This window comes from Kitasatospora sp. NPDC059673, assembly GCF_042734215.1.
GTDB lineage: Bacteria > Actinomycetota > Actinomycetes > Streptomycetales > Streptomycetaceae > Kitasatospora.
In genome coordinates this window covers 241,189-265,980 of sequence record NZ_JBHWEN010000003.1, presented here as the reverse complement: position 1 = coordinate 265,980, position 24,792 = coordinate 241,189, and the positions used below count along the sequence as shown (strand labels likewise).

Sequence of the window (24,792 nt, the reverse complement as noted above, 5' to 3'; positions counted from 1 at the left end):
CCCGTGAGGGATCAGTGCACGCCCTCGAACAGGCTGGTGACCGAGCCGTCCTCGAACACCTCGCGCACGGCGGCGGCGATCGACGGGGCGATCGACAGCGTGGTGATCTTGTCCAGCTGGAGCTGGGCCGGGGTCGGCAGGGTGTTGGTGAACACGAACTCGCTGACCCGGGAGTTCTTCAGCCGGTCCGCGGCGGGGCCGGAGAGCACGCCGTGGGTGGCGGCCACGATGACGTCGGCGGCGCCGGCGTCGAACAGCGCGTCAGCGGCGGCGCAGATGGTGCCGGCGGTGTCGATCATGTCGTCGACCAGGACGCAGGTGCGGCCCCTGACGTCACCGACCACCTCGGCGGAGAGGATGGTGTTGGCCTGCGTCATGTCGCGGCGCTTGTGGATGATCGCCAGCGGGGCGTCCAGGCGGTCGCACCACTGGTCGGCGACCTTCACCCGGCCGGCGTCCGGCGAGACGATGGTCAGCTTGGACCGGTCGGCGACCCGGTCACCGACGTAGTCGGCGAGCATCGGCAGCGCGAACAGGTGGTCGACCGGGCCGTCGAAGAAGCCCTGGATCTGCGCGGTGTGCAGGTCCACGGCCATCAGGCGGTCGGCACCGGCCTGGCGCAGCAGGTCGGCGATCAGGCGGGCCGAGATGGGCTCGCGGCCGAGGTGCTTCTTGTCCTGCCGGGCGTAGCCGTAGAACGGGAGGATCGCGGTGATGCTGCGGGCCGACGCGCGCTTCAGCGCGTCGATCATGATCAGCTGCTCCATGATCCACTGGTTGATCGGAGCCGTGTGGCTCTGGATCACGAAGCAGTCGGCGCCGCGCGCGGAGTCCAGGAATCGGACGTAGATCTCGCCGTTGGCGAAGTCCAGGGCCTTGGTCGGGACGAGTTCGGTGCCCAGTACGCGGGCGACCTCCTCGGCAAGTTCCGGGTGGGCTCGACCGGAGAAGAGTTTGAGCTTCTTCTCGCCGGAGGTCGTGATCCCGCTCACTGCACCGTCTCCTCGTGTTATTGCCACTCAGGGTGAGTACGCCGAGGCACGGCCCAGCAGGCCCGATGGCGCACGTATGTACTTCAGGTTACGCGCCCCGGACCGCGGCCGACGGCCGGGGACCTGTCCTCAGGATTCCCCGGCCGCCGCGTCCGGCTACTCCGCGGAGGATGCCGCGGCGGCCGCGCGGGCGGACGCCGAACCGGGCCGCTTCCGCTCAACCCAGCCCGCGATGTTGCGCTGCTGGGCCCGCGCGACGCCCAGCGAACCGGCCGGAACGTCGTTGGTGATCACGGATCCGGCGGCGGTGTACGCGCCGTCACCGACCGTGACCGGGGCGATGAACATGTTGTCGGAACCCGTGCGGCAGTGGGCCCCGATGACCGTGCGGTGCTTGTTCACGCCGTCGTAGTTCACTGTGACCGACGCCGCACCCACATTGGTGCCCTCACCGATCGAGGCGTCCCCGATGTACGACAGGTGCGGCACCTTCGCGCCCTCGCCCAGCTCGGAGTTCTTGATCTCCACGTAGGTGCCGGCCTTCGCCTTCCGGGCCAGCTTGGTGCCCGGCCGCAGGTACGCGTACGGGCCGACCGAGGCCTCCGGGCCGATCTCGGCGCGCTCCGCCGTGGTGTTGCTCACACGGGCGCCCGCACCGACCGAGGTGTCGGTCAGCGTGGTGTGCGGGCCGACCTCGCAGCCCTCGCCCAGGTGGGTCGCGCCGAGCAGCTGGGTGCCGGGATGCACCAGGGCGTCCGGCTCGTAGGTGACCTGGACGTCCAGCCAGGTGGAGGCCGGGTCGACCACCGTCACGCCGGCCCGCATCGCCCGCTCCAGCAGCCGGTCGTTGAGCAGGCGGCGGGCCTCGGCCAGCTGCACCCGGTCGTTGATGCCGACGATCTCCCGGTGGTCGGCGGCCACCACCGCGCCCACCCGGTGGCCCCCGCGGCGCAGGATCTCCAAGGTGTCGGTCAGGTACTCCTCGCCCTGCGAGTTGTCGGTGCCGACCAGCGACAGCGCGTGCGCCAGCAGCTTGGCGTCGAACGCGAACACCCCGGAGTTGATCTCGTTGACCGCCAGCTGCTCGGGGCTCGCGTCCTTGTGCTCGACGATCGCGGCGACGGCGCCGTCCGCCTCGCGCAGGATCCGCCCGTAGCCGGTGGCGTCGGGGACCAGGGCGGTCAGCACGGTGACGCCGTTGCCCTGCTCGGCGTGCGCGGCGGCCAGCGCGGACAGCGTGCCGCCGGTCAGCAGCGGGGCGTCGCCGGTGGTGACCAGCACGGTGCCGTCCAGCTCCACGCCGTCGGCGGTCAGCGCCCGCAGGGCGGTGCGCACCGCGTGGCCGGTGCCGAGCTGCTCGGTCTGCACGACGGGGCGGGCCGCCGGGTAGTGCTCGGCCAGGTGCGCCTGCACCAGCTCGCGCAGGTGGCCGACCACCACCAGCAGCTGACTGGGCGTCAACTCCTGGGCGGCGGACACGGCGTGGCCCACCAGGGAACGGCCGCAGATCTCGTGCAGCACCTTCGGCAGGGCCTTGGACTTCATCCGCGTACCGCCCCCGGCGGCGAGCACGATCACGGCAGCGGGCTGGTTGGCACTCACGCGGGAAGACTCCTCGGTCGATGCGGGGTGAGGGTGCACCGAGAATACCGAGACGAGACGGACGGAAAACGACCGAAACAGTCGCAAAGGGCTCCGCCGCTAGGATTCGAACCCAGACAAAGGCCTCCAAAGGGCCCTGTGCTGCCATTACACCACGGCGGAAAAGCGCGGTTACCGCGCCCCGCACAGCCTACGGGTTGACGGCCCGTAGCTCCACCACCTTCCGCCAAGCACACGAACGACGCACCCGCCACGGACCGGCGTCCGGCACGAATCCCGCCGACGAACACCGCGACACGCCCGCGCGCGAGCCTTCCGCTTACCGCCGTCCGATACCTACGATGCCGTAGGTTACGGAAACGTAGGTATCCGCTGGCACCACCCTCCTCCCCGGGACGCGCCATGACCATCCAGGCCGGGCAGGCGCCGCCGAGCGCCGCCGAGGACCTTCTCCCCCGCATGTCCGCCACCAGGGGCGGCGAGAAACAGGGCCCCCTGGAACGAGCCACCCTCGCCCTGTTCATCGCCGTGCCGTTCCTGGCCCTGCTGGCCGCCGTCCCGGTCGCCTGGGGCTGGGGGCTGTCCTGGCTGGACGCCGGCATCGCCGTCGCCATGTACTTCCTCACCTGCCACGGCATCACCGTCGGCTACCACCGCTACTTCACCCACAGCGCGTTCAAGGCCAAGCGGCCGCTGCGCATCGGCCTCGCCGTGCTCGGCTCGTTCGCCGTCGAGGGCCCGCTGGTGCGCTGGGTCGCCGACCACCGCAGACACCACCGCTTCTCCGACAAGGAGGGCGACCCGCACTCCCCGTGGCGCTACGGCGAGAGCGTGCCCGCCCTGCTGAAGGGCCTGTGGTGGGCGCACATGGGCTGGATGTTCGACGAGGAGCAGACCCCGCAGCTCAAGTACGCGCCCGACCTGGTCCGCGACCCGGCCATGCGGCGCATCTCCCGGCTGTTCTGGCTGTGGACGACGCTCTCGCTGGCGCTGCCCGCGGTGATCGGCGGCCTGGCCACCTGGAGCTGGCAGGGCGCGCTGTCCGCCTTCTTCTGGGGCTCGCTGGTCCGGGTCGCACTGCTGCACCACGTCACCTGGTCGATCAACTCGATCTGCCACGCGGTCGGTTCACGCCCCTTCAGGTCCCGCGACAAGTCCGGCAACGTGTGGTGGCTGGCCGTGCTGTCCTGCGGCGAGTCCTGGCACAACCTGCACCACGCCGACCCGACCTCGGCCCGGCACGGCGTGCTCCGCGGCCAGGTCGACTCCTCGGCGCGGGTCATCCGCTGGTTCGAGAAGGCGGGCTGGGCCGCCGACGTCCGCTGGCCGGGTGCGGAGCGGATCGCCGCCCGCCGCGCCGCATGAGGCAGCGCCTGCAGCATGATGGAGGGGTGAACGGGACCAACGGAGACAGCGCCGGCCATCAGCAGCCTTCGCGGCGCGGCGGGGCCCGCGGCGCCGCCGCGAAGACAGGCGGCCGGGTGCGGATGACCGGCAAGCAGCGCCGCGAGCAGCTGCTGGAGATCGGCCGGACGGTCTTCGCCGAGCGCGGCTACGACGGCACCTCGGTGGAGGAGATCGCCGAACGCGCCGGGGTCTCCAAGCCGGTCGTCTACGAGCACTTCGGCGGCAAGGAGGGCCTGTACGCGGTGGTCGTCGACCGCGAGATGCAGCTCCTGCTGGACATGGTCACCGGCGCGCTCACCGGCGGACACTCCCGGGAGCTGCTCGAACAGGCCGCGTTCGCGTTGATGGACTACATCGACACCTCCACCGACGGCTTCAAGATCCTGGTCCGGGACTCGCCGGTGGCCCAGTCCACCGGCTCGTTCGCCTCGCTGATCAGCGACATCGCCACCCAGGTCGAGGACATCCTCGGCCTGGAGTTCAAGTCCCGGGGTTTCGACGCCAGGCTGGCACCGATGTACTCGCAGATGCTGGTCGGCATGGTGGCGCTGACCGGCCAGTGGTGGCTGGAAGTGCGCAAGCCCGCCAAGGCGGAGGTCGCCGCCCACCTGGTCAACCTGGCCTGGCACGGCCTGGAGGGCCTGGAACGGCACCCCAAGCTGGTAGGGGACCGCAAGAACTGACCGGCCCGGCCCCGCCACCGGGGCCACCGGGCCGACCCGCACGACAGGAGAACCCGTTGGCGGTCTTCCTGCTGGCCCTCGGCGCGGCCTGCTGCCTCGGACTCGGCTTCGTCCTGCAGCAGCACGCCGCCCAGCGCGCCCCCAGCGGCGACCTGCTGCGCTGGCGGCTGCTGCTCGACCTGATGAGGATGCCCGACTGGCTGCTCGGCATCGGCTTCATGATCGCCGGCCAGGTGCTGTCCGCGCTGGCGCTCAGCCAGGGCGAGGTCACCCTGGTCGAGCCGCTGCTGGCCACCAACCTGGTCTGGGCGATGCTGCTGGCCCGCCGGATCACCGGCACCCGGCTGGGCCGCTCCGGGTGGATCGGCGTGGCGCTGATCGCACTCGGCGTCACTGCGTTCATCGCCGCCGGCCAGCCCCAGGGCGGCGGCCCCGGCGTCGGGCCGCTGCGGCAGTGGCTGGTCATCGGCACCGTCTCCGGCCTCGCCGTGCTGCTGGTCTCGGTGGCCCGCCACCTCCCGCTGTTCGAGGAGGCCACCCTGCTCGCACTGGCCGCCGGCCTGCTCTACGGCCTCCAGGACGCGCTCACCCGGGCCACCTTCGACCTGATCGACCGGCACGGCGTCACCGCCGCGTTCGCCTCCTGGCAGCCGTACAGCGTGGTCTGCATCGGCGTGGTCGGCCTGCTGCTGGTGCAGTCCGCGTTCGAGGCCGCACCGCTGCGGATGTCCCTGCCCGCGCTCACCGCCGCCCAGCCGCTGGCCGGCATCGCCTGCGCGGTCGGCTTCCTCGGCGACCGGGTCCGGATCACTCCCGCCGCGCTGGCCTGGCAGAGCGCCGGGATGGCCGCGATCGTGGTCGGCGTGGTGGTGCTGGGCCGCCACCCGGCGCTGCCCAGCGCGAAGCGATGATCAGTCAATTCACCTGCGCGGCCGACTGGTTCTTCACGGCCACCGCGAACACCCGGCGGAACGGGAACACCGTGCCGTGGTCGGTCGCCGGGTAGGCCTCGCGCAGCAGCGACCCGTACTCCGCCAGGAACTCCTGCCGCTCGGCCGGGTCGGGCAGCCGCTCCAGCACCGGGCGCAGCGTGGTGCCCTTGACCCACTCCAGCACCGGGTCCGGCCCCTGGAGCACCGTCAGGTACGTGGTTTCCCAGACGTCGGCCGTGCAGCCCGCGGCCAGCAGCGCCTCCAGGTAGCGCGCCGGGGCGTGGCAGGACGCGTCCGGGCGGACGGTGCCCAGCCGCTCGCGCCAGCGGGCGCTGCCGCGCAGCTCGGCGAGCAGGGTGTGGCTGGGGGCGGCGAAGTTGCCGGGCAGCTGGAAGGCGATCACCCCGCCAGGGCGCAGCGCGGCCGCCCAGCGGGGCAGCAGGGTGAGGTGGTCGGCGGTCGGGGTGTCCATCCAGTGCAGGGCGGCGTTGGACGCGATCAGGTCGGGCCGCTCGGGCGCCGGGTCGTACGCGGTGACGTCCTGCAGCCGGTACTCGGCACTGGGCTCGCCGGTGGTGCGGGCGGCCTCCAGCAGGGCGGGCGAGGTGTCCAGGCCGAGCAGGCGGGCCCCGGGCCAGCGGCGGCGCAGCACGGCGGTGGAGTTGCCGGGGCCGCAGCCGAGGTCCAGCACGGTGGGGCGGGGCGGGAGTTCGGGGACCCGGGCGAGCAGTTCGCCCAGCGGCCGGATGCGTTCCTCCGCGTAGCGCAGGTACTGGTGGGCGTCCCAGTCGGCGGGCACGGCGAACCTCCAGAAGTATCTCGACGTCAAGATATCTTTCGAGCGCCGAGCGTTCCTTTGTTATCTCTTGATGTCAAGAGACTTCACATCGACACATCCGCCGATACACTGATCCTCATGGAGGACGAGGTCGACCGCCTGGTCGCAGCATGGCGCCGAGAGCGCCCCGACCTCGACGTGGAACCCCTTGAGGTCCTCAGTCGGGTGAGCCGACTCGCCCGCCACCTGGACCGCGCCCGCCGCACCGCCTTCGCCGAGCACGGCCTCGAACCCTGGGAATTCGACGTCCTCACCGCGCTGCGCCGGGCCGGCGACCCCTACCAGCTCTCCCCCGGCCAGCTCCTCACCCAGACCCTGGTCACCTCCGGCACCATGACCAACCGGATCGACCGCCTCACCACCAAGGGCCTGGTCGTCCGCCTCCCCGACCCCGACGACCGCCGCGGCGTCCTGGTCCGCCTCACCGACGCCGGCCGCGACAAGGCCGACCAGGCCCTGGCCGGCCTCCTCACCCACGAACGCGAGATCCTGGCCCGGCTGGCACCCACCCAGCGCGCCGAACTCGCCTCCCTGCTGCGCCAGTTGGTCATCCCCTTCGACCGCGCAGGTTAGGGCTCCTCAGGAGGCCCCGCAGGGGCCCGGGGAACGGCGGGGCCGAGTCTGCGGTTGATCAACAGGGCGCTGAGCGTGCATACGTTTTTGGTCTCCCGGTACCTCAAGACACCCGAAGCAGCACGACCGCATCGCAGGGTTCGACCATCCGCAGTCCCGGCCTCGCCGTTCCCCGAGCCCCCAAAAACTAAAACCCGTCCGGGTACAGGGCCGAAAGCGCCGGAGGCTTGTCCGGGGCACTCTTGTAGCCGGGGAGCAGCGCCGCCAGGCAGTCGCGGACCACAGGGTCCTCGTTGCCCGTCGCGGCCCCGTACAACGCCGTGAGACCCCCGGCCAGATCCTCGACGCCAGTCGCATTCGCCGCCGTCGCGAAGATCCGCGGGTGCGCGGTGGGAAGCCGCTCCTCGGTGTCCGAGAACAGTGCCTCGTTGAGCTTCTCCCCCGCCCGCAGCCCGGTGTAGCGGATCTCGACCTCGTCCGCGTCCAGCTGGACCTGTTCCGCGAAGTTGTGGACCAGATCCACAATCCGCACCGGCTCGCCCATGTCGAGCACGAAGACCTCGCCGCCTTCGGCCATCCGTCCGGCTTCCAGCACCAGGCCGACGGCCTCCTCGATGGTCATGAAGAACCGGGTGACGTCGGGGTGGGTGACCGTCACGGGCCCGCCGCTGCGCAGTTGTTCCTCCAGGACGGACAGCAGCGAGCCCCGCGAGCCGAGCACGTTGCCGAAGCGGACGGCGGCGAACACGCCGGTGCCGAGGTTGCGGGCGTCCCGCGCGTTGGCCTGGACGATCAGCTCGGCGAGGCGCTTGCTCGCGCCGAGGACGGACGTCGGGTCGGCGGCCTTGTCGGTGGAGATCAGGACGAAACGTTCGACGCCGGTGGCGAGCGCGGCCTCGACCAGGTGGTCGGTGCCGAGCACATTGGACTTGACGGCCTCGCTGGGGTGGCGCTCCAGCAGCGGCAGGTGTTTGTGCGCGGCGGCGTGGAAGACCACCTCGGGGCGCAGGTCGCGGAAGATCTGCTGGATCCGCGGGCGGTCCCGGATGTCGGCGATCACCAGGGATTCGTCGGTGAGCAGCGCCTCGCCCCAGATGTCGAGCTGGAGCCGGTGCAGGTTGGATTCGTCGTGGTCGAGCATGTAGAGCGCGGCCGGGCCGAACGCCTGGACCTGGCGGCAGAGTTCGCTGCCGATGGAGCCGCCCGCGCCGGTCACCAGGACCCGGCGGCCCTCGATGACGGTGCGCACGTCGGGCGAGACCACGTGCACCTCGTGGCGGCCGATCAGCCGGTTGACGTCCAGGGTGCGCAGGTCGGAGCCGACCACGGCGCGGCGCAGCGCGGACAGGAAGGACGGCAGGTAGCGGACGGCCGCGCCGGCCGCGGCCGCGGCGGTGGCGAGTTCGCGGACGCGCTGGTGCGGCAGGCCGGGGATGGCGAGGACGACCACCTGGGCGCGATGGGCGAGGGCGTGGCGGGTGAGGTCGGCGAGCGGGCCGAGGACGGGGCGGCCGCAGACGTGCCGGCCGGCCTTGGCGGGGTCGTCGTCCAGTACCCCGACGGGGGTGAGGCCGAACTCCGGGGTCCGGTCCAGGTCGCGGACCAGTGCCGTGCCGGCCGCGCCGGCCCCGACGACCAGGGTGCGCAGGCCGGCCGCGCCGAAGCGCTGCTCGGGACTGCGGGTGCGGGTGCGGGCTGCGTGCGGGCGTGCGGAAGCGCGGTGCGGCAACATCTGACCTCCGGTCTCGCTGATCACGGAGTGGAACCTGCTCGGAAGGCGGGGCTCGTTCAGCCCGCGCCGGGGCCTGCGGTCGAGGCGACGGTCGGCGGTGGGACGGGGGCTGGCGCGGCGGGCGGCGAGGGCGGCTCGGAGGGGGCGATCCCGGCGCGGCGGGCGACGGCGACCGCCGCGAGCGTGGAGTGCACCCCCAGCTTGCCCAGGACGTTCTGCATGTGGGTGCGGACGGTGTGCGGGGACAGGAACAGCCGCTCGGCCACCGCCTGTCTGCCCAGGCCCGCCACCATGCAGCGCAGCACCTCCTCCTCGCGGGGGGTGAGCGCGGCGACCAGGCGTTCGCTCTCGGAGCGGTCCCGCCGGGCGGAGGTGAGTTCGCGGACCACCCCGGTCAGCAGGGCGGGCGGCAGGTGGGTCTCCTCGCGCAGCACGCCGCGGATCACCGCCATCAGCGCGCCCAGCGAGCTTTCTCGCGCCACCCAGCCGTTGGCCCCGGCCTGCAGGGCGCGGACGGCCCGCTGCGGGTCGTCGGTGACGGCCAGCATCACGGCCCGCAGCGCCGGGTGGGCCCGGCAGGCCCGGCCGACCAGGGCGATCCCGTCGCCCGGCGGCCGCGCCCCGTCGGCGGGCGGCCGCGCGGCGGCCGGTGGGCGCGTCAACTGCCCGGCAACGGGCCGGTGTTGGGGCGCTCCCGGGAGGTGGCGGGGCTGCGGCACGGAGCCGCGCTGCGGTGGTGGCGCGACGGCGCCGAGGTCGGCGTCGACCAGCAACACGTCGTACGGGCGGCGTTCGACCGCTGCCCGTTCCAGCGCGCGTTCGGCCGCGGCGGCACTGCCGGCCGCCCCGACGTCCACGTCGGGCTCGGCGGCGAGTGCCGTGGCGAGTGCCTCGGCGAAAATGCGGTGGCCGTCGACCACCAGGACGCGAATCCGCCCCATCGTCCTGCCCCCCTGCTCCTGGCCCGACCCCCACCGGTGCCTGAATCAGCGTACGGGCGGCCACCCGTACGGCGTGGGGATTTGGTGAAGTTCCGGTACGCAGGGACTTCGGGGGTCGGAGTCGGGCCGGGAGCGGGGCTGGTCAGGCGCGGTGGGCCAGGGTGAACTCCCAGGCGTCGGCGACGATCCGGTCGAGTTCGGAGTGCTTCGGCGTCCAGCCGAGGGCCTCCCGGGCCCGGTCCGCGGCGGCCACCAGCACCGCCGGGTCGCCCGGACGGCGGTCGGCGAACTGCACCGGGATCTCCCGGCCGGTGACCCGCTTGACCGACTCGATCACCTCGCGCACCGAGAAGCCGGTGCCGTTGCCGAGGTTGCAGATCAGGTGCTCGCCGGACTTGGCGGCGTCCAGCGCCAGCAGGTGCGCCTCGGCCAGGTCGGCGATGTGGATGTAGTCGCGGATGCAGGTGCCGTCCGGGGTCGGGTAGTCCTCGCCGAACACCGCGATGTGCGGGCGCTGCCCGAGCGCGGCCTGGAACACCAGCGGGATCAGGTGCGACTCCGGCTCGTGCCGCTCGCCGTAACGGCCGTACGCCCCGGCCACGTTGAAGTACCGCAGGCTGACGGCGGCGAGGCCGTGGGCGATCGCCTCGGAGGTGATCAGGTGGTCCACGGCGAGCTTGGTGGCGCCGTAGGCGTTGGTCGGCGAGGTGCGCGCGGTCTCCTTGATCGGCACCTCCTCCGGCTCGCCGTACACCGCCGCGGTGGAGGAGAACACCAGCTTGCCGACGCCGGCCTTGCGCATCGCCGACACCAGCTCCAGCGAGCCGGCCACGTTGTTGCGCCAGTACTTCTCCGGGTCCGCCACCGACTCGCCGACCTGCGAGGACGCGGCGAAGTGCAGCACCCCGTCGAAGGACGGGTCGAGCACCTCGGCGGCGTCCTGGATCCGGCCGCGGACGAACTCCGCACCGTCCGGCACGGCCTCCGCGAAACCGGTCGACAGGTCGTCCAGCACCGTCACCCGGTGCCCCGCCTCCAGCAGGTGCGCCCCCACCACGCTGCCCACGTAGCCGGCTCCGCCCGTGACCAGGTACTTGCTCATGCCCTCGACCTCCGCAACACTCGGTGTTCCTCGCTCGGAGCATATGGCACTTGACCAAACGGCCGGTCCGACCGCCCAGTGGGGGTCGCGCCCGCTGAGCCCCCAGCAGCGCCTCGAACGCGTCGTCACCGGCGTAGCCGACCGGCTCCGGTGCCCCGGACTGGTCCCGGCTCGCCGCCGAGCTCGGCCACCGCGACCACGCGCACCCGACCCGCGAGTTCACCCGCACCGCCGGCGTCCCGCCCTCCGCCTTCGCGCGCCGCGCTGAACACCCTTGGGTTTCAAGTCAGTTGATCCAGCATCCCGGTGCGGGCGGCCAGCGCGGCGGCCTCCAGCCGGGAGCGGGCGCCGAGCTTGGTCAGCACCCGCTGGACGTGCGTGCGCGCCGTGGACGGGGCGATCCGCATCGCGGCGGCGATCGCCGCGGTGTCCTCGCCGTCGGCGATCCTGGCCAGCACCTGCACCTCGCGGCGGGTCAGCAGGCGCAGCAGCCGCACCGCCTCGTCGTCGGGTTCGACGACCGGCCACAGCAGGTGCTCGAACGCGGCGCGCAGCACCTCGACGGCGACGGCCGCCTCCCCCGCCCGCACCCGGGCGATCGCCCGGTCCACCACGTCGATCCGCTCGTCGCTGCGCACATAGCCCGCCGCACCGGCGGCGAACGCGGCGGCGACCCGGCCGGGCGCGCTCAGCGGCCCCAGCACCACCACGGCGATCTCCGGACGGTCGCGGCGCAGCCGGCGCAGCGCGTCGAACGGGTCGTCGGGGCCGGCGGCCGTGCCCAATAAGCAGACCTCGGGGCGCCGCCCGACGACCAGGTCCAGCACCGCACCGCACGGCGAGCCCACCCCGAGCACCCGGTGGCCGCGCTGTTGCAGGGCGGTGCCCAGGGCTTCGGCCATCAGTCGGTGATCGTCCGCCACCACGAGCCGCACGCTCATGCCGCCCCCTCCCCGGTTCGGCAAGACAGACGCACCATCACAGCGCATTCGTGCGCGGGCCGCCAGGGGACGTACCGGGCAGGGCCCGTGGTTTGGCGAAGACTTGAGGGAGCGCGGAAACGCGCAAACGCCAAAGGCCCCGCCGAACGGCGGGGCCTTTGTCTGCTGAGCCCCCATGCGGAATCGAACCGCAGACCTTCTCCTTACCATGGAGACGCTCTACCGACTGAGCTATAGGGGCTTGTTGCTCCGGGTTCCTCGCGGTTCCCCTTGCGACGAGGAAGACATTACATGGTCGGCGGACCGGTTGGGAAATCCGCTTCGACCAGGTGGGCGGGCTAAACTGCCCGAGAAGACCCGATCTGCCGTGCAATGTCGCCCAGCAGCCGCGAACTCCCGTTCGGCGAAAGCGCGTGATCCTGTGTCAGCCCCCGGCCGCAGTCGTCCTTCCCCCGACCGTTCCGCCTGGTGGGCGCTGGCGTTGCGGCCGGCCCGGCCGCCGGTGCCGTGGCGGCCGATGGTGCGGGCGGCGCTCGGGATGGCGGTGCCGCTGCTGGCGGGCCTGCTGTTCGGCCGGCTGGATCTCGGGGTCTTCGCGGGGCTGGGCGCGATGCACGCCACCATGAACGACCGGGTGGAGCCGCTGCGGCTGCGCGCCCCGCGGATCGCGCTGGCGCTGACCGCCTCCACCACCGGCATGCTGATCGGCGCGGCGCTCCAGCACCACGGCGCGAGCGGGCTGCCGGTCGGCCTCGCCCTGACCCTGATCGGCTTCGCCGGCGGCGCCCTGTCCGCGACCGGCCCGCGCGGCTCGGCGGCCGGGATGCTGCTGCTGGTGTCGGCCTCCCTCGGCGGCGGCATGGCGCTGCCGCACCCGTGGTGGGCGGCGCCCGCGATGATGCCGTGCGGCGCGGCGCTGGTGCTGCTACTGGGCGTGCGCTACCGCACCGACGTACGGACCGACCCGCGCACCGTCGCGCTGGCGGACGTCTACCGGGCGCTCGGCGGCCTGCTGGCCGCGCTCGGCACCCCGGACGGGGCGGCGGCCCGCCGGGTGCTGACCGGGCGCCTCAACCAGATGCAGGACCTGCTGCCACCGTCCCGCCCGGGCCGCCAGGAGTCGGAGCGGCTGCGCCGGCTGCGCCGCTCGTACGAGGCCGCGCTGGGCGCCACCGAGGCCGCCGCCGGGCTGCTCTGGGCGTGGCGGCCGGTGCCGCCGGAGCTGGCCCGGTTCCCGGCGGCGCTGGCCCGGCAGATCACCGGCGGCCCCGAGCCCGCGTACCCCGACTGGCTGCCGGACACCCCGTCCAGGACGGCGTTCGACACCGCGCTGCGGGCCGCTGCCGACACCGTCGCGGGCCGCTGGGCCCCGCTGGACACCGCTGCCCCGCCGCCGCCCGACCCGTGGCGGCTGCGCGCCCGCCTGCTCTCGCGCGGCTCGGTGCGGTACGGCCTGCGGGTCGCGCTGTGCGTGGCGGTCGCCGAGGCGGCCGTCAACGCGCTGACGCTGAGCCGCAGTTACTGGGTGCCGCTGACGGTGGCGTTCGTCCTGAAGCCGGATCTGGGCTCGGTGTTCCAGCGGGCCGTCAGCCGGGTGCTGGGCACCGTGCTCGGCATCGCGGCGACGGCGGCGTTGCTGGCGCTGACCACCGACGAGTGGGCGCTGGGCGTCGCGGTGTCGCTGTGCGTGGCGCTGCTGCCGTACTCGACGGCCGCGCACTACGGGCTGAACACCGCCGTGATGACGCCGGTGGCGCTGATCCTGGTGCAGCTCGGCGGGGAGAGCGGCGCCGCCGAGTTCTGGCCGCGGGTGCTGGACACCACGCTCGCCAGCGCGATCGTGCTGGTCTTCGGCTACCTGTTGTGGCCCGAACGCACCCCGCACCGGATCGAGCCCGGCATCGTCACGGCCGCCGCCACCGTCCGCGAATACCTGGCCGCCGTGGCCCGGGGCGAGCCCGTCGCCGAGGTGTGGCTGCGCCGCACCGTCTACCGGGCCCTGGCCGACGCCCGTCGGCAGGTCGACCTGGGCCTGGCCGAACCCCCGCCCGCCGGACGCCTCGCCGAACAGTGGCTGCCCGCCACCGCCGCGCTGGAGCGGCTGTCCGGCGCGGTCGCCGCGTACGCCGCCCAACTCCGGTACGGCGGACGGGAACCCGAGCCGGAGGTGATCGAGCGGGTGCTGCACTCGCTCGACCGCCTCACCGACGCCGCCCGCGCCCACCACCCGCCGTCCGGCCGCGCCGCCCGCCCGACCGGGCCGCACGACCCGACGCGCAGCGCGCTGGCCCGCGCCGCGGACGAACTGGACCAGCTGCTGGTCGGCTGACGGCCCGCACGAGCTTCGGCGGATCAGACCTGCTCGGCCAGCTCCAGCCAGCCCATCTCCAGCTCCTCCTTCTCCTCGCGGACCTTGCGCAGCTGCGCGTCCAGCTCGGCGACCTTGGAGAAGTCGGCGGCGTGCTCGGCCAGTTGGGCGTGCAGCTTGGACTCCTGCTGGTCCAGCTTGGCGATCTGCCGCTCCAGCTTCTGCATCTCCTTCTTCGCCGCCCGCAGGTCGCCCGCCGACAGGCCGGAGCTCTCCGCGCCGACGGCCGGGACCTGCGCGGCCGCGGCCGCGGCGGCGGCCTCCGCCATCGCGGTGCGGCGCTCCAGGTACTCGTCCACGCCGTTCGGCAGCATCCGCATCCGGCGGTCGCCGAGCAGCGCGTACGAGGTGTCGGTGGTCCGCTCGATGAAGAACCGGTCGTGGCTGATCACGATCATCGAGCCGGGCCAGCCGTCGAGCAGGTCCTCCAGCTGGTTGAGGGTCTCGATGTCCAGGTCGTTGGTCGGCTCGTCCAGGAACAGCACGTTCGGCTCGTCCATCAGCAGCCGCAGCAGCTGGAGCCGGCGGCGCTCACCACCGGACAGGTCGCCGACCGGCGTCCACTGCTTGTCCTTGCCGAAACCGAACTGCTCGCACAGCTGCCCGGCGCTCATCTCCCGGCCCTTGCCGAGATCCACCCGGCCACGGACCTGCTCGACCGCCTGCAGCACCCGGGTCTCCGGGTCCAGCTCGGCCACCTCCTGCGAGAGGTACGCCAGGCGGACGGTCTTGCCGACCTTGATCACGCCACCGGCCGGCTGCACGTCCCCGTCGGTCGCGTACGCGGCCTGCATCGCCCGCAGCAGCGAGGTCTTGCCGGCGCCGTTCACACCCAGCAGACCGATCCGGTCGCCCGGGCCGAGCTGCCAGGTCAGCCGCTCCAGCAGCAGCTTCTCGCCCGCCTTGACGGTCACGTCCTCCAGATCGAAGACCGTCCGGCCCAGGCGCGCGTTGGCGAACTTCATCAGCTCGGACTTGTCGCGGGGTTCCGGCACGTCCGCGATCAGCGCGTTCGCCGCCTCGATCCGGTAGCGCGGCTTGGACGTCCGGGCCGGGGCGCCGCGACGCAGCCACGCCAGCTCCTTGCGGGCCAGGTTCTGCCGCTTCTGCTCCTCCGTCGCCTCGATCCGGGAGCGCTCGGCACGGGCGAACACATAATCCGAGTAGCCGCCCTCGTACTCGCGGACCTCACCGCGCTGAACGTCCCACATCCGGGTGCAGACCTGGTCCAGGAACCACCGGTCGTGGGTGACGCAGACCAGCGCGGAACGGCGGTTCTGCAAGTGCTTCGCCAGCCAGGCGATGCCCTCGACGTCCAGGTGGTTGGTCGGCTCGTCCAGCACGATCAGGTCCGGCTCGCCGAGCAGCAGCTTCGCCAGCGCGATGCGCCTGCGCTCACCACCCGACAGCGGCCCGATCACGGTGTCCAGGCCGTTCGCGAACCCCGGCAGGTCCAGCCCACCGAACAGCCCCTGGATGATGTCCCGGATCCGGGCATCGCCCAGCCACTCGTGGTCGGCCCGGTCCGCGATCACCTCGTGCCGGATCGTCGCCTTCGGGTCCAGCGAGTCGTGCTGCGTCAGCACCGCCATCTGCAGACCGCCCGAGTGGGTGATCCGCCCGCCGTCCGGCTCCTCCAGCTTCGCCAGCATCCGGATCAGCGTCGTCTTGCCGTCCCCGTTCCGGCCCACCACCCCGATCCGGTCGCCCTCACTGACGCCAAGACTCACCCCGTCCAGCAGGGCCCTGGTGCCGTACACCTTGGTGACGGACTCGATGGTGGCGAGGTTGACGGCCACGAAGCTGCACTCCTGTGAGGAAGGGGGGTGGAACGAACCCCAGCCTAGTGCGCAGCGGGAGCGAAATCGGGGGCGCGGGGGGAGCTGCGAACGCAGGTGGGCGCGAAACAGGGGCGCGGGGAACTGCGCGAAGCGGAAGGCCCCAACCGCAAGATCGCGACGCGGGCCAATGACTTGCACTTGATCGCGACTTTGCGGTGGGGGCCTTGCGCTTGTCGCGCAGTTCCCCACACCCCTCAACTACCTGGCCCCGTCCAGCAAGTCCCGCTGCTCGCCCGTCAGTTCCAGGTCCAGCGCCCCCAGGCTCTCCTCCAGCTGCGCCACCGAGGACGCCCCCACCAGCGGAATCACCGGCAGCTCGCCGCCCAGCAGCCAGGCCAGCACCACCTGGTTGCGGGTCGCCCCGCTCTCGCGGGCCACCGCGTCGAGCGCCGCGAGGCGGGCCGGCGTTCCCGCGTGGTCGAAGGACGGGCCGAGCGGCTTGTCCTCGCGGACGTAGCCGCCGCCGAGCAGCGGGGAGTACGCGACCAGGGTGAGTTCGGGGCTCTCCTTGAGGTAACTGATCAGGTCGCCCTGGACGGCGGCCTGGTCGCCGTCCTGGCTGAGCAGGCCGGGCCAGTCGCCGCGCCGGCGCAGGTAGGTGTGGCCGTACTGGAGCACCTCGTACCCGGGCAGCCCGGCCCGCGCAGCGAGGTTGCGGGCCCGCTCGACCCGCCAGGACCAGTGGTTGGAGACGCCGAGCAGCCCGACCGTCCCCTCGTTCACCAGCTCCCCGAAGGCGTGCACGGTCTCGGCGAGCGGCACCCGGGTGTCCTCGACGTGCGCGTACAGCAGGTCGAGCTTCTCCACCCCGAGACGCTTCCTACTGGCCTCGGCGGACGCCCGGATCACCTCGGCGGACAGCCCCTCGCCGTTCTCGACGAACCCGGTGCCGGGGGCCTTCGGACGGGCTCCGAGCTTGGTCGCGATCACCACCTCGTCGGTGATGCCGCGGCTGGCCCGCCACCGGCCCAGCACCTCTTCGCTGATGCCGCCCTGGCTGCCGTCCTGCCAGTACGCGTAGTTGTTCGAGGTGTCGATGAACGTGCCGCCCGCCTCGACGTACCGGTCCAGCAGGGCGAAGGAGGTGGCCTCGTCGGTGAGCGTGCCGAACAGCATCGCGCCGAGGCTGAGCACACTGACCTCACGACGGGTGTGCGGGTCGGATCCGATGGTGCGCTTGCGCATCCGGGTTCCCCTCGTCTCCGCAGCCCGCCCGGTGCGGGCCGCGACGACGAGTCTCGAACCCGGAGCGCGCTCCAGGTCAAGCAGACGCCCGAACCACCTGCGCGCCCGGCACCGGGCCGTAGCGGGCGCACGAGGCTCAGCACGCGCCGGTGGTCGCCCGGCCCGCTCCCGCTGCGCGGTACCGTGCGAAGAGCACAACATCGAGCCGGAGAGCGGGAGGTGTGCGATGACGGCAGTGGAGGACCGGCCGCAGATGTTGGTCGAGGAATTCGAACGCATCGCCCTGGCAGCTGAACGCGAGGATGTGCGGATGGAATTCATCCACGGGCGGATCGGGGTCAAGGCAGTGCCCGACGGCGACCACGACGAGATCATCCGCTGGGTGATGAAGCAGTGCATGCAGCAGCGCCCCGATCTGTGGCTCTACCCCGAGCGCGGACTGCGGGTGGAGACCTACCGCAAGGGCAATGCCAGGCCGGACGGCGTGCTCGCCCCGGAGGGCAGCTTCGCCGGCCAGGGCGAGTGGGCCGACGCCGACCAGGTCGTCATGGTGGTCGAGGTGACCTCGTACGACACCGACACCGACACCGACCGCCGTGACCGGGACCAGAAGCCGCGGGCCTACGCGGAGACCGGCATCCCGGTCTATCTCCTCATCGACCGGGACGGCTGCGAGGTCCTGGTCCACAGCGAGCCCGAGGACGGCCAGTACGTGAGCCTGGTGCGGCGGCCCTTCGGCAAGGCCGCGATACTGCCCGATCCGGTCGGGATCAGGCTGGACACCGAGCCGTTCAAGGCCTGGGTGCGCTGACCACCTGCGCACCCGGCACCGGCCCGTGGGTGGCGTGGGCGGTGCGGCAGGTGCCGGAGGCGCGCAGGGCGGTGGCGATGTGGGCGGCGGCGTCGGCGTCCTTGGCGAGGAAGGCGCAGGTGGGGCCGGAGCCGGAGACCAGGGCGGCCAGGGCGCCGGCCTCGGTGCCGGCGTGCAGGGTGTCGGCGAGCGAGGGGCGCAGCGAGATCGCGGCGGCCTGCAGGTCGTTGCTGAGGGCGGCGGCCAGCGCGACGGGGTCGCCGTCGGCGAGGGCGGCGAGCAGCGCGGGGTCGGCGTCGGGGGTGGGGACGTCCTCGATGCCGGCGCCGGTGCCGGACTCCTCGCGGATCCGGTCGCACTCGCGGAACACCGCCGGGGTGGAGAGTCCGCCGTCGGCGACCGCGAACACCCAGTGGAAGGTGCCGGAGACCGGCAGCGCCTCCAGGATCTCGCCGCGGCCGCGGCCCAGGGCGACGCCGCCGAGCAGCGCGAACGGGACGTCGGAGCCCAGCTCGGCGGCGAGCTCCAGCAAGGTCTCCAGCGGGGTGTCCAGGCCCCACAGCGCGTCGCAGGCGACCAGCGCGGCCGCACCGTCGGCGCTGCCACCGGCCATGCCGCCGGCCACCGGAATGGCCTTGGCGATGTGCAGGTGGACGCCGGGGTCGGCGAGGCCGTGGTGCGCGGCGAGCAGGCGCGCGGCGCGGGCGGCCAGGTTGGTGCCGTCCAGCGGGACGGCGTCCGCGCCGGGGCCGGTGCAGCTCAGGGTGACGCCGTCGCCGGGGGTGGCGGTGACCTCGTCGCCGAGGGCGACCGCGAAGAACACGTTGGCCAGGTCGTGGTAGCCGTCGGGCCGGACGCCGCCGACGCCGAGCTGGACGTTGACCTTGGCGGGTACGCGGACGGTGACCATCACTGCTCCGGAGTCTTCGGCTTGTGCTCGGCGATCGCCGCGAACTGCTCCACCGTCAGCATCTCGCCGCGCAGCGTGTGGTCGATGCCCGCTCCCCGCAGCGCCTCCTCGGCGGCGGCGGGCGAGCCGGCCCACCCGGCCAGCGCGGCCCGCAGGGTCTTGCGGCGCTGTGCGAACGCGGCGTCCACCACGGCGAACACCTCGCGGCGGGAGGCGGTGGTGGACGGCGGGTCGCGGCGGATCAGCGAGACCAGGCCGGAGTCGACGTTCGGCGCGGGCCAGAACACGTTCCGCCCGATCGCGCCGGCCCGCTTCACGTCCGCGTACCAGTTGGCCTTCACGGACGGCACGCCGTACACCTTGTTGCCGGGCTTGGCGGCGAGCCGGTCGGCGACCTCGCTCTGCACCATCACCAGCGTGCGCTCGATGCTGGGGAAGGTCTCCAGCATGTGCAGCAGCACCGGCACGGCCACGTTGTACGGCAGGTTCGCCACCAGCGCGGTCGGCTCGGGGCCGGGCAGCTCGGTGACGTCCATCGCGTCGCTCAGCACCAGGTCGAAGTTGTCGGCCTTGCCCGGCATCCGGCCCTTGACGGTGTCCGGCAGGTGCCGCGCCAGCAGCGGGTCGATCTCCACCGCCGTCACATGCCGCGCCACCTCCAGCAGCGCCAGCGTCAACGACCCGAGCCCCGGCCCGACCTCGACCACCGCGTCCTGCTCCGTCACCTCCGCCGCCCGCACGATCCGCCGCACGGTGTTCCCGTCGATCACGAAGTTCTGCCCGCGCTGCTTGGTCGGCTTCACGCCGAACGCCTCGGCCAGCGCACGAATGTCGGCAGCCCCCAGCAGGTGGCCGTCAGAGGTGGGTTCGGTGGTGCTCACCCGCCAAGGATACGGCTCAACGTAGGACGAGCCGCTTGAGATCGATCTCGACGGGGAACGGCAGGTCGGTGCGCAGCAGTCCTTCGTGCACAGCGACCGGGAGGTAGACGCCCTGCTCCTGGTCGAGCCGGAACTCGTGGACCACAGGGATGTCGTCCACGCCCCGTTCGATGCGCCAGTAGGACGAAACGCCGGCCTCGGCGTACAGACCGGGCTTGGTGAACCGGTCGGCCGCCTTCGAACCGGGAGAGACCACCTCGACCGCCAGAACCACCGAGTGCACCGGGATGCACGCCAGCTCCGAGATCTCCAGGCCTGTCTCGTCGAACACCATGACGTCGGGCAGGACGACGTTGTGCTCGTCAAGCAGGACGGCCTGCTCCACGATCGCGTCGAAGGGCTCACTGATCACTGTGAGCAGTTGATGGAGCAGACGGTTCAGCACCCGGTTGTGCCACCACACTGCTTGTCCTCGGACCACGATCGCCCCATCCACCAGTTCCCACTTGAACGGCAGATCGAGCTCATTGGCCTGATCAAACGTCCAGCCGTTCGCCGGCGGATACACCCAGTCAATCGGTTCGGCGCTCATCACGGCCTCCTCACTGCCTCCATGCTAACGAGCGCGGGCGCATCAGAATGCGGTCAGTAACCGAACGCCCGTGCCGTGTTGGCCGCGATCGCCGTCGCCAACTCGTCCTCCGCCAAAGCCAGATGGGCCGCCATCGCGCGCAGCGTGACCGGGATCAGGTAGGGGGCGTTGGGGCGGCCGCGGTACGGGTGGGGGGTGAGGAAGGGGGCGTCGGTCTCGATCAGGATGCGGTCGAGGGGGGTGGCGGTGAGGGCCTCGCGCAGGGGGTGGTTGGCCTTGTAGGTGACGGGGCCGGCGAAGGACAGGTACCAGCCGTGTTCGGCGCAGGTCTTGGCCATGGTGGCGTCGCCGGAGTAGCAGTGGAAGACCGTCCGCTCGGGGGCGCCTTCTTCGAGCAGGACGGCGATGACGTCCTCGTGGGCGTCGCGGTCGTGGATGACGAGTGCCTTGCCGTGGCGCTTGGCGATCTCGATGTGGCGGCGGAAGGACTCCTTCTGCAGGTCGACGCCCTCGGGGCCGGTGCGGAAGTAGTCGAGGCCGGTCTCGCCGACGGCGAGCACGTGCGGGAGCGCGGCGAGGCGGTCGATCTCGGCGAGGGCCTCGTCCAGGGCGGCCTGGCCGCCGGCCTTGCGCTGCTGGCCGGACCAGCCGTCGGGGTCGCCGAGGAAGATCCGGGGGGCCTCGTTGGGGTGCAGCGCGACGGCGGCGTGCACCTGCTCGTACTCGGCGGCGAGATCCGCGGCCCACTGCGAGCCGGCCACGTCGCAGCCGACCTGCACGACGGTGGTGACGCCGACGGACGCGGCGCGGGCCAGACCCTCGGCTGGGGTGCCGGACTGCATGTCGAGGTGGGTGTGCGAGTCGGCGACGGGGACGGCGAGCGGCTCGGGGAGCGGCGGCGGGGTGCTGCGGTCGTCGTTCTTCTTGGTGGCCATCAGGAGGCGGTCTTCTCTTCCGGGCGGCGGAATCCGTCAAGGGGTCGAGCGGCACGGCGGTGGCCCCCGACGAATCCTAGTCACCGACTGATGCCGCGGCCCCGGGCCGCGGGGGCGGTCCGGGGCCGTGGGAGGAGGGTCAGGCGGTGCGGTGACGCCGGAAGAGCCGGTTCCACCAGTGCAGGACCCGCGGCTTGCGGGGCTGCTGCGGGCCCTCGGGTTCGGCGGTGGGGGCGTAGCCGGGGGCGGCGGCCATGGCGGACAGTCCGGCCACTCGGCCGGCCCGCATGATCCGGACCCGTTCGCCGCCGCAGCCGGGGCAGACCAGTTCACGCAGCGGGGACGGCACCTTGACGCCGTTCGCCTTGTACTCGACCACGGTGTGCCCGTCGCGGCCGGTGTGGTGCTCGATGTCGTACGCCTGCTCCCAGCCGTAGCCGCAGTTGAGGCAGACGAAGGAGTAGGCCTCGCGGACCGTCTCCACGGGGATGCGCGGCCGGGTGGTCAGCCCGAGGCCGCTGGGTGCTCCGCCGTCCAGGGGGCTGTCGATCGTGTCGCTCATGCGCCACCTCGCTTCGCTCGGAGCCCGTCGCCCGACCTGGCGGGCCCGGCGCGGGTCTTTCCATCCCAGGGAATGCCCGGGAGGGTCCGTCCGATGCCCGGCTTGCCAAGTCTTGGTTCCGAATTGGCCCTCCGCTGGGGTGCTCATTCCAACGTACGCGCGAATCCGGCCATGGGCACCAGCCGGTCAGCCGGAGTGCTTGGCGGCCACCACGGCGTCGAAGACGACGGACTTGCGCAGGCCGAGTTCGGTGGCGACCGCGGCGATCGCCTCCTTGCGGCGCTCGCCGGCCTCCTCGCGGACGGCGACCCGGCGGGCCAGTTCGGCGGGGCCGACCTCCTCGGGGGCGGCGGGCGGGGCGCCGGCCACCACCACGGTGATCTCGCCCTTGACGCCCTCGGCGGCCCAGGCGGCGAGTTCGGCGAGCGGGCCGCGCTTGACCTCCTCGTAGGTCTTGGTGAGTTCGCGGCAGACCGCGGCGGGCCGCTCGGCGCCGAACGTCTCGGCCATCGCGGCGAGGGTCTCGGCGATCCGGTGCGGGGCCTCGAAGAACACCATGGTGCGCGGCTCGGCGGCGATCTGGGCGAGCTGCCGGGAGCGGTCGCCGGCCTTGCGGGGCAGGAAGCCCTCGAAGGTGAACCGGTCCACCGGCAGCGCGGACAGCGCCAGCGCGGTGAGCACGGCGGACGGGCCGGGCACCGCGGTCACCTTGATCCCGGCGGCGACGGCCGCGTCCACCAGCCGGTAGCCGGGGTCGGAGACCGAAGGCATGCCGGCGTCGGTGACCAGCAGGACCCGGGCGCCTTCCTGGAGAGCGCCGACCAGTTCGGGGGTGCGGGCGACCTCGTTGCCCTCGAAATAGGACACCACCCGGCCGGTCGGCGTCACGCCGAGCGCCTGGGTCAGCCGGCGCAGCCGCCGGGTGTCCTCGGCCGCGATCACGTTCGCCTCGGCGAGTTCGGCGCGCAGTCGGGGCGGCGCGTCCTCGACGTCGCCGATGGGGGTACCTGCCAGTACGAGAACACCAGTCACGGCACCATCCTCCCCTACCGGAGGGGGTCCTCACCGGGACGGACGCGGTGCGGTGCGGCGCGGGCCGCACGGGGACCCCTTGTGACTTCAGCCTTTGCCCCTACGATGTGGCCCGTGAGCGGCGACATGGACAGTGGTATGGACCACCCCGAATGGGGCGGCGTGACCGTGCTGGAATCGGCCGATCCGGCCGCCGTTCCGGGGCCGCGCCCCGAACCCGAACCGGCCTCCCGGTGGGCCCGGGCGCTGTCCGGCGTGGGCTACCGCGCGCCGCGGCGCACACCGGTGGACGAACAACTGGTGCCGCCGATGCCGGACGGCCCGGGCGTCACCCCCGAGCTCGTCCCGCCGTCCCCGCTGCTCACCCGGCTCGGCCTGCGGCTGCCGGACGCGCTCTGGGCGTGGCTGTGCCGCTGGTCGGGCTGGCTCGGCCCGATCGCGGTGGCCGTCTTCGCCGGCGTGCTGCGCTTCGTCAACCTCGGCGGGCCGCACGCGCTGATCTTCGACGAGACGTACTACGCCAAGGACGCGTACTCGCTCTGGCAGGTCGGCTACGAGACCAACTGGTCCGAGGACGCCAACAGCCTGATCACCGGCCCGAACCCGACCGTCCCGTTCCGCACCGACCCGGCGTACATCGTGCACCCGCCGGTCGGAAAGTGGATCATCGGTCTGGGCGAGCAGATCTACGGCATGAACCCGTTCGGCTGGCGGTTCATGATGGCCGTGCTCGGCACCCTGTCGGTGCTGATGCTGGCCCGGATCGGGCGGCGGCTGTTCCGCTCCACCCTGCTGGGCTGCGTGGCCGGGCTGCTGATGTCGGTCGACGGCCTGCACTTCGTGCTCAGCCGCTCCGCGATCCTCGACCTGATCGTGATGTTCTGGTTCCTGGCCGCGTTCGGCCTGCTGCTGATCGACCGGGACAAGAGCCGCGCCCTGGTCGCCGCCCGCCTCGAACAGGGCCTCGGCGGCGAGTGGTGGCACCTCGGCCTGCGGCCCTACCGCCTGGCGGCGGGCGTCTGCCTCGGCCTGATGATGGGCACCAAGTGGAGCGGCGGCCCGGCGATCCTCGCGTTCGTGCTGCTCACCGCGTTCTGGGACTCCTCGGCGCGCCGGCTGGCGGGCGGCATTCGCAAGGCGGCCGGCCGGCCGATCGGCGAGGGCGGACGGCTGCTGCGGTACGGCTGGGACTTCGTCTGGTCGGGCCTGACCATCGGCCTCACCGCGCTGGCCACCTACGTGGTCACCTGGACCGGCTGGATCATGTCCTCGACGGAGCCCGGCAAGGGCGGCTACTTCCGCGACTGGGCGGTGCAGAACCCGGGCGGCTTCGGCCCGGACTGGCTCCGCAGCCTGTGGCACTACCACTACACAATGTGGGAGTTCCACACCAACCTGCACAGCCCGCACACCTATCAGTCCAACCCGTGGAGCTGGCTGGTGCTGGGCCGCCCGGTGTCGTTCTTCTACGAGTCCCCGAAGAACGGCCAGGCCGGCTGCACCACCTCCGACTGCGCCCGCGAGGTGCTGGCGATCGGCACGCCGCTGCTGTGGTGGGCGGGCATCGCCGCGCTGCTGTACTGCCTGTACCGCTGGCTGTGGCGCCGCGACTGGCGGGCGGCCGCGCTGCTGAGCGGCGTGGCGGCCGGCTACCTGCCCTGGTTCATGTACCAGGAGCGCACGATCTTCCTGTTCTACGCGGTGTGCTTCGTGCCGTTCCTGGTGCTGGCGGTGACGATGATGATCGGCGCGATGCTGGGCCCCGTGAACGCCTCGCCGGACCGCCGGCTGGCGGGGGCCACCGGTGCGGGGTTGCTGATCACGGCGATCATGTGGAACTTCCTGTACTTCTATCCGATCTACACCGGCCAGACGATCCCGATGTCGGACTGGAACAACCGGATGTGGCTCAGCACCTGGATCTGAGCCACA

Annotated in this window: 22 protein-coding genes and 2 tRNA genes; 7 read left to right on the top strand and 17 right to left on the bottom strand. The window is 72.5% G+C overall.

Annotated features, from left to right (window positions below; all coding sequences use genetic code 11):
* Positions 1 to 11 precede the first annotated feature (11 nt).
* The 3 genes from ACFV18_RS05925 to ACFV18_RS05915 form a co-directional block, all read right to left on the bottom strand.
* Positions 12 to 992, bottom strand: coding sequence for a ribose-phosphate diphosphokinase (locus ACFV18_RS05925; protein WP_363480300.1), 981 nt, complete (start codon positions 990 to 992; stop codon positions 12 to 14).
* 156 nt (positions 993 to 1,148) lie between these two features.
* Complete coding sequence (gene glmU, locus ACFV18_RS05920; protein ID WP_380479700.1) at positions 1,149 to 2,594, bottom strand: bifunctional UDP-N-acetylglucosamine diphosphorylase/glucosamine-1-phosphate N-acetyltransferase GlmU; 1,446 nt, start codon at positions 2,592 to 2,594, stop codon at positions 1,149 to 1,151.
* Positions 2,595 to 2,685: 91 nt separating this feature from the next.
* Positions 2,686 to 2,756, bottom strand: a tRNA-Gln gene (locus tag ACFV18_RS05915).
* Between the two features lie 240 nt (positions 2,757 to 2,996).
* Between ACFV18_RS05915 and ACFV18_RS05910 the strand changes: the two genes are divergently transcribed.
* The 3 genes from ACFV18_RS05910 to ACFV18_RS05900 all read left to right on the top strand — a co-directional run bounded on the left by ACFV18_RS05910 (position 2,997) and on the right by ACFV18_RS05900 (position 5,595).
* Positions 2,997 to 3,959, top strand: coding sequence for an acyl-CoA desaturase (locus tag ACFV18_RS05910; protein ID WP_380479698.1), 963 nt, complete (start codon positions 2,997 to 2,999; stop codon positions 3,957 to 3,959).
* A gap of 122 nt (positions 3,960 to 4,081) precedes the next feature.
* Positions 4,082 to 4,684, top strand: coding sequence for a TetR family transcriptional regulator (locus ACFV18_RS05905; protein ID WP_380479879.1), 603 nt, complete (start codon positions 4,082 to 4,084; stop codon positions 4,682 to 4,684).
* Between the two features lie 56 nt (positions 4,685 to 4,740).
* The gene (locus ACFV18_RS05900; RefSeq protein WP_380479696.1) at positions 4,741 to 5,595 is read left to right on the top strand and encodes a DMT family transporter; all 855 of its coding nucleotides are present in this window, start codon (positions 4,741 to 4,743) and stop codon (positions 5,593 to 5,595) included.
* Between the two features lie 4 nt (positions 5,596 to 5,599).
* On the opposite strand, the gene ACFV18_RS05895 is transcribed toward ACFV18_RS05900, so the two are convergent.
* The gene (locus tag ACFV18_RS05895; RefSeq protein ID WP_380479694.1) at positions 5,600 to 6,415 is read right to left on the bottom strand and encodes a methyltransferase domain-containing protein; all 816 of its coding nucleotides are present in this window, start codon (positions 6,413 to 6,415) and stop codon (positions 5,600 to 5,602) included.
* A 117-nt stretch (positions 6,416 to 6,532) separates the two neighbouring features.
* Between ACFV18_RS05895 and ACFV18_RS05890 the strand changes: the two genes are divergently transcribed.
* Positions 6,533 to 7,027 carry a MarR family winged helix-turn-helix transcriptional regulator gene (locus tag ACFV18_RS05890; RefSeq protein ID WP_380479693.1) on the top strand — a complete coding sequence of 165 codons (495 nt, stop codon included), beginning with the start codon at positions 6,533 to 6,535 and terminating at the stop codon, positions 7,025 to 7,027.
* Positions 7,028 to 7,214: 187 nt separating this feature from the next.
* On the opposite strand, the gene ACFV18_RS05885 is transcribed toward ACFV18_RS05890, so the two are convergent.
* From ACFV18_RS05885 to ACFV18_RS05865, 5 genes are all read right to left on the bottom strand, one after another.
* Positions 7,215 to 8,783, bottom strand: a complete 1,569-nt coding sequence (locus ACFV18_RS05885; protein ID WP_380479692.1) for a polysaccharide biosynthesis protein — start codon at positions 8,781 to 8,783, stop codon at positions 7,215 to 7,217.
* A 32-nt stretch (positions 8,784 to 8,815) separates the two neighbouring features.
* Positions 8,816 to 9,700, bottom strand: coding sequence for a LuxR C-terminal-related transcriptional regulator (locus tag ACFV18_RS05880; RefSeq protein ID WP_380479691.1), 885 nt, complete (start codon positions 9,698 to 9,700; stop codon positions 8,816 to 8,818).
* Between the two features lie 142 nt (positions 9,701 to 9,842).
* Complete coding sequence (galE, locus tag ACFV18_RS05875; RefSeq protein ID WP_380479689.1) at positions 9,843 to 10,802, bottom strand: UDP-glucose 4-epimerase GalE; 960 nt, start codon at positions 10,800 to 10,802, stop codon at positions 9,843 to 9,845.
* 281 nt (positions 10,803 to 11,083) lie between these two features.
* The gene (locus ACFV18_RS05870; protein ID WP_380479687.1) at positions 11,084 to 11,743 is read right to left on the bottom strand and encodes a LuxR C-terminal-related transcriptional regulator; all 660 of its coding nucleotides are present in this window, start codon (positions 11,741 to 11,743) and stop codon (positions 11,084 to 11,086) included.
* A gap of 168 nt (positions 11,744 to 11,911) precedes the next feature.
* Positions 11,912 to 11,984, bottom strand: a tRNA-Thr gene (locus ACFV18_RS05865).
* A 180-nt stretch (positions 11,985 to 12,164) separates the two neighbouring features.
* Between ACFV18_RS05865 and ACFV18_RS05860 the strand changes: the two genes are divergently transcribed.
* Positions 12,165 to 14,072 carry an FUSC family protein gene (locus ACFV18_RS05860; protein ID WP_380479685.1) on the top strand — a complete coding sequence of 636 codons (1,908 nt, stop codon included), beginning with the start codon at positions 12,165 to 12,167 and terminating at the stop codon, positions 14,070 to 14,072.
* Positions 14,073 to 14,095: 23 nt separating this feature from the next.
* Here the strand turns inward: ACFV18_RS05860 and ACFV18_RS05855 are convergent, their stop codons facing one another.
* The gene (locus ACFV18_RS05855) at positions 14,096 to 15,910 is read right to left on the bottom strand and encodes an ABC-F family ATP-binding cassette domain-containing protein (RefSeq protein WP_380479683.1); all 1,815 of its coding nucleotides are present in this window, start codon (positions 15,908 to 15,910) and stop codon (positions 14,096 to 14,098) included.
* A 240-nt stretch (positions 15,911 to 16,150) separates the two neighbouring features.
* Positions 16,151 to 17,137, bottom strand: a complete 987-nt coding sequence (locus ACFV18_RS05850; protein WP_380479681.1) for an aldo/keto reductase — start codon at positions 17,135 to 17,137, stop codon at positions 16,151 to 16,153.
* A 226-nt stretch (positions 17,138 to 17,363) separates the two neighbouring features.
* Between ACFV18_RS05850 and ACFV18_RS05845 the strand changes: the two genes are divergently transcribed.
* On the top strand, positions 17,364 to 17,948 hold the full coding sequence (locus tag ACFV18_RS05845) for a Uma2 family endonuclease (protein ID WP_380479679.1): 585 nt from the start codon (positions 17,364 to 17,366) through the stop codon (positions 17,946 to 17,948).
* Here the strand turns inward: ACFV18_RS05845 and ACFV18_RS05840 are convergent.
* From ACFV18_RS05840 to rsmI, 6 genes are all read right to left on the bottom strand, one after another.
* A complete protein-coding gene (locus tag ACFV18_RS05840) occupies positions 17,929 to 18,858 on the bottom strand; it encodes a 4-(cytidine 5'-diphospho)-2-C-methyl-D-erythritol kinase (protein ID WP_380479677.1) in 930 nt (309 codons plus the stop codon). The genes ACFV18_RS05845 and ACFV18_RS05840 overlap by 20 nt on opposite strands.
* Positions 18,858 to 19,739, bottom strand: coding sequence for a 16S rRNA (adenine(1518)-N(6)/adenine(1519)-N(6))-dimethyltransferase RsmA (gene rsmA, locus ACFV18_RS05835; protein ID WP_380479676.1), 882 nt, complete (start codon positions 19,737 to 19,739; stop codon positions 18,858 to 18,860). Before rsmA ends, ACFV18_RS05840 begins: the two co-directional genes overlap by 1 nt.
* A 16-nt stretch (positions 19,740 to 19,755) precedes the next feature.
* Positions 19,756 to 20,331 carry a Uma2 family endonuclease gene (locus tag ACFV18_RS05830; protein ID WP_380479674.1) on the bottom strand — a complete coding sequence of 192 codons (576 nt, stop codon included), beginning with the start codon at positions 20,329 to 20,331 and terminating at the stop codon, positions 19,756 to 19,758.
* A 53-nt stretch (positions 20,332 to 20,384) separates the two neighbouring features.
* A complete protein-coding gene (locus tag ACFV18_RS05825; RefSeq protein ID WP_380479672.1) occupies positions 20,385 to 21,266 on the bottom strand; it encodes a TatD family hydrolase in 882 nt (293 codons plus the stop codon).
* Between the two features lie 139 nt (positions 21,267 to 21,405).
* Positions 21,406 to 21,828, bottom strand: a complete 423-nt coding sequence (locus ACFV18_RS05820; RefSeq protein WP_380479670.1) for a hypothetical protein — start codon at positions 21,826 to 21,828, stop codon at positions 21,406 to 21,408.
* Between the two features lie 186 nt (positions 21,829 to 22,014).
* Positions 22,015 to 22,860, bottom strand: a complete 846-nt coding sequence (gene rsmI, locus ACFV18_RS05815; protein WP_380479668.1) for a 16S rRNA (cytidine(1402)-2'-O)-methyltransferase — start codon at positions 22,858 to 22,860, stop codon at positions 22,015 to 22,017.
* A 138-nt stretch (positions 22,861 to 22,998) separates the two neighbouring features.
* On the opposite strand from rsmI, the gene ACFV18_RS05810 reads away from it, so the two are divergent.
* The gene (locus tag ACFV18_RS05810) at positions 22,999 to 24,786 is read left to right on the top strand and encodes a dolichyl-phosphate-mannose--protein mannosyltransferase (protein WP_380479878.1); all 1,788 of its coding nucleotides are present in this window, start codon (positions 22,999 to 23,001) and stop codon (positions 24,784 to 24,786) included.
* The last annotated feature ends 6 nt before the right edge of the window (positions 24,787 to 24,792 follow it).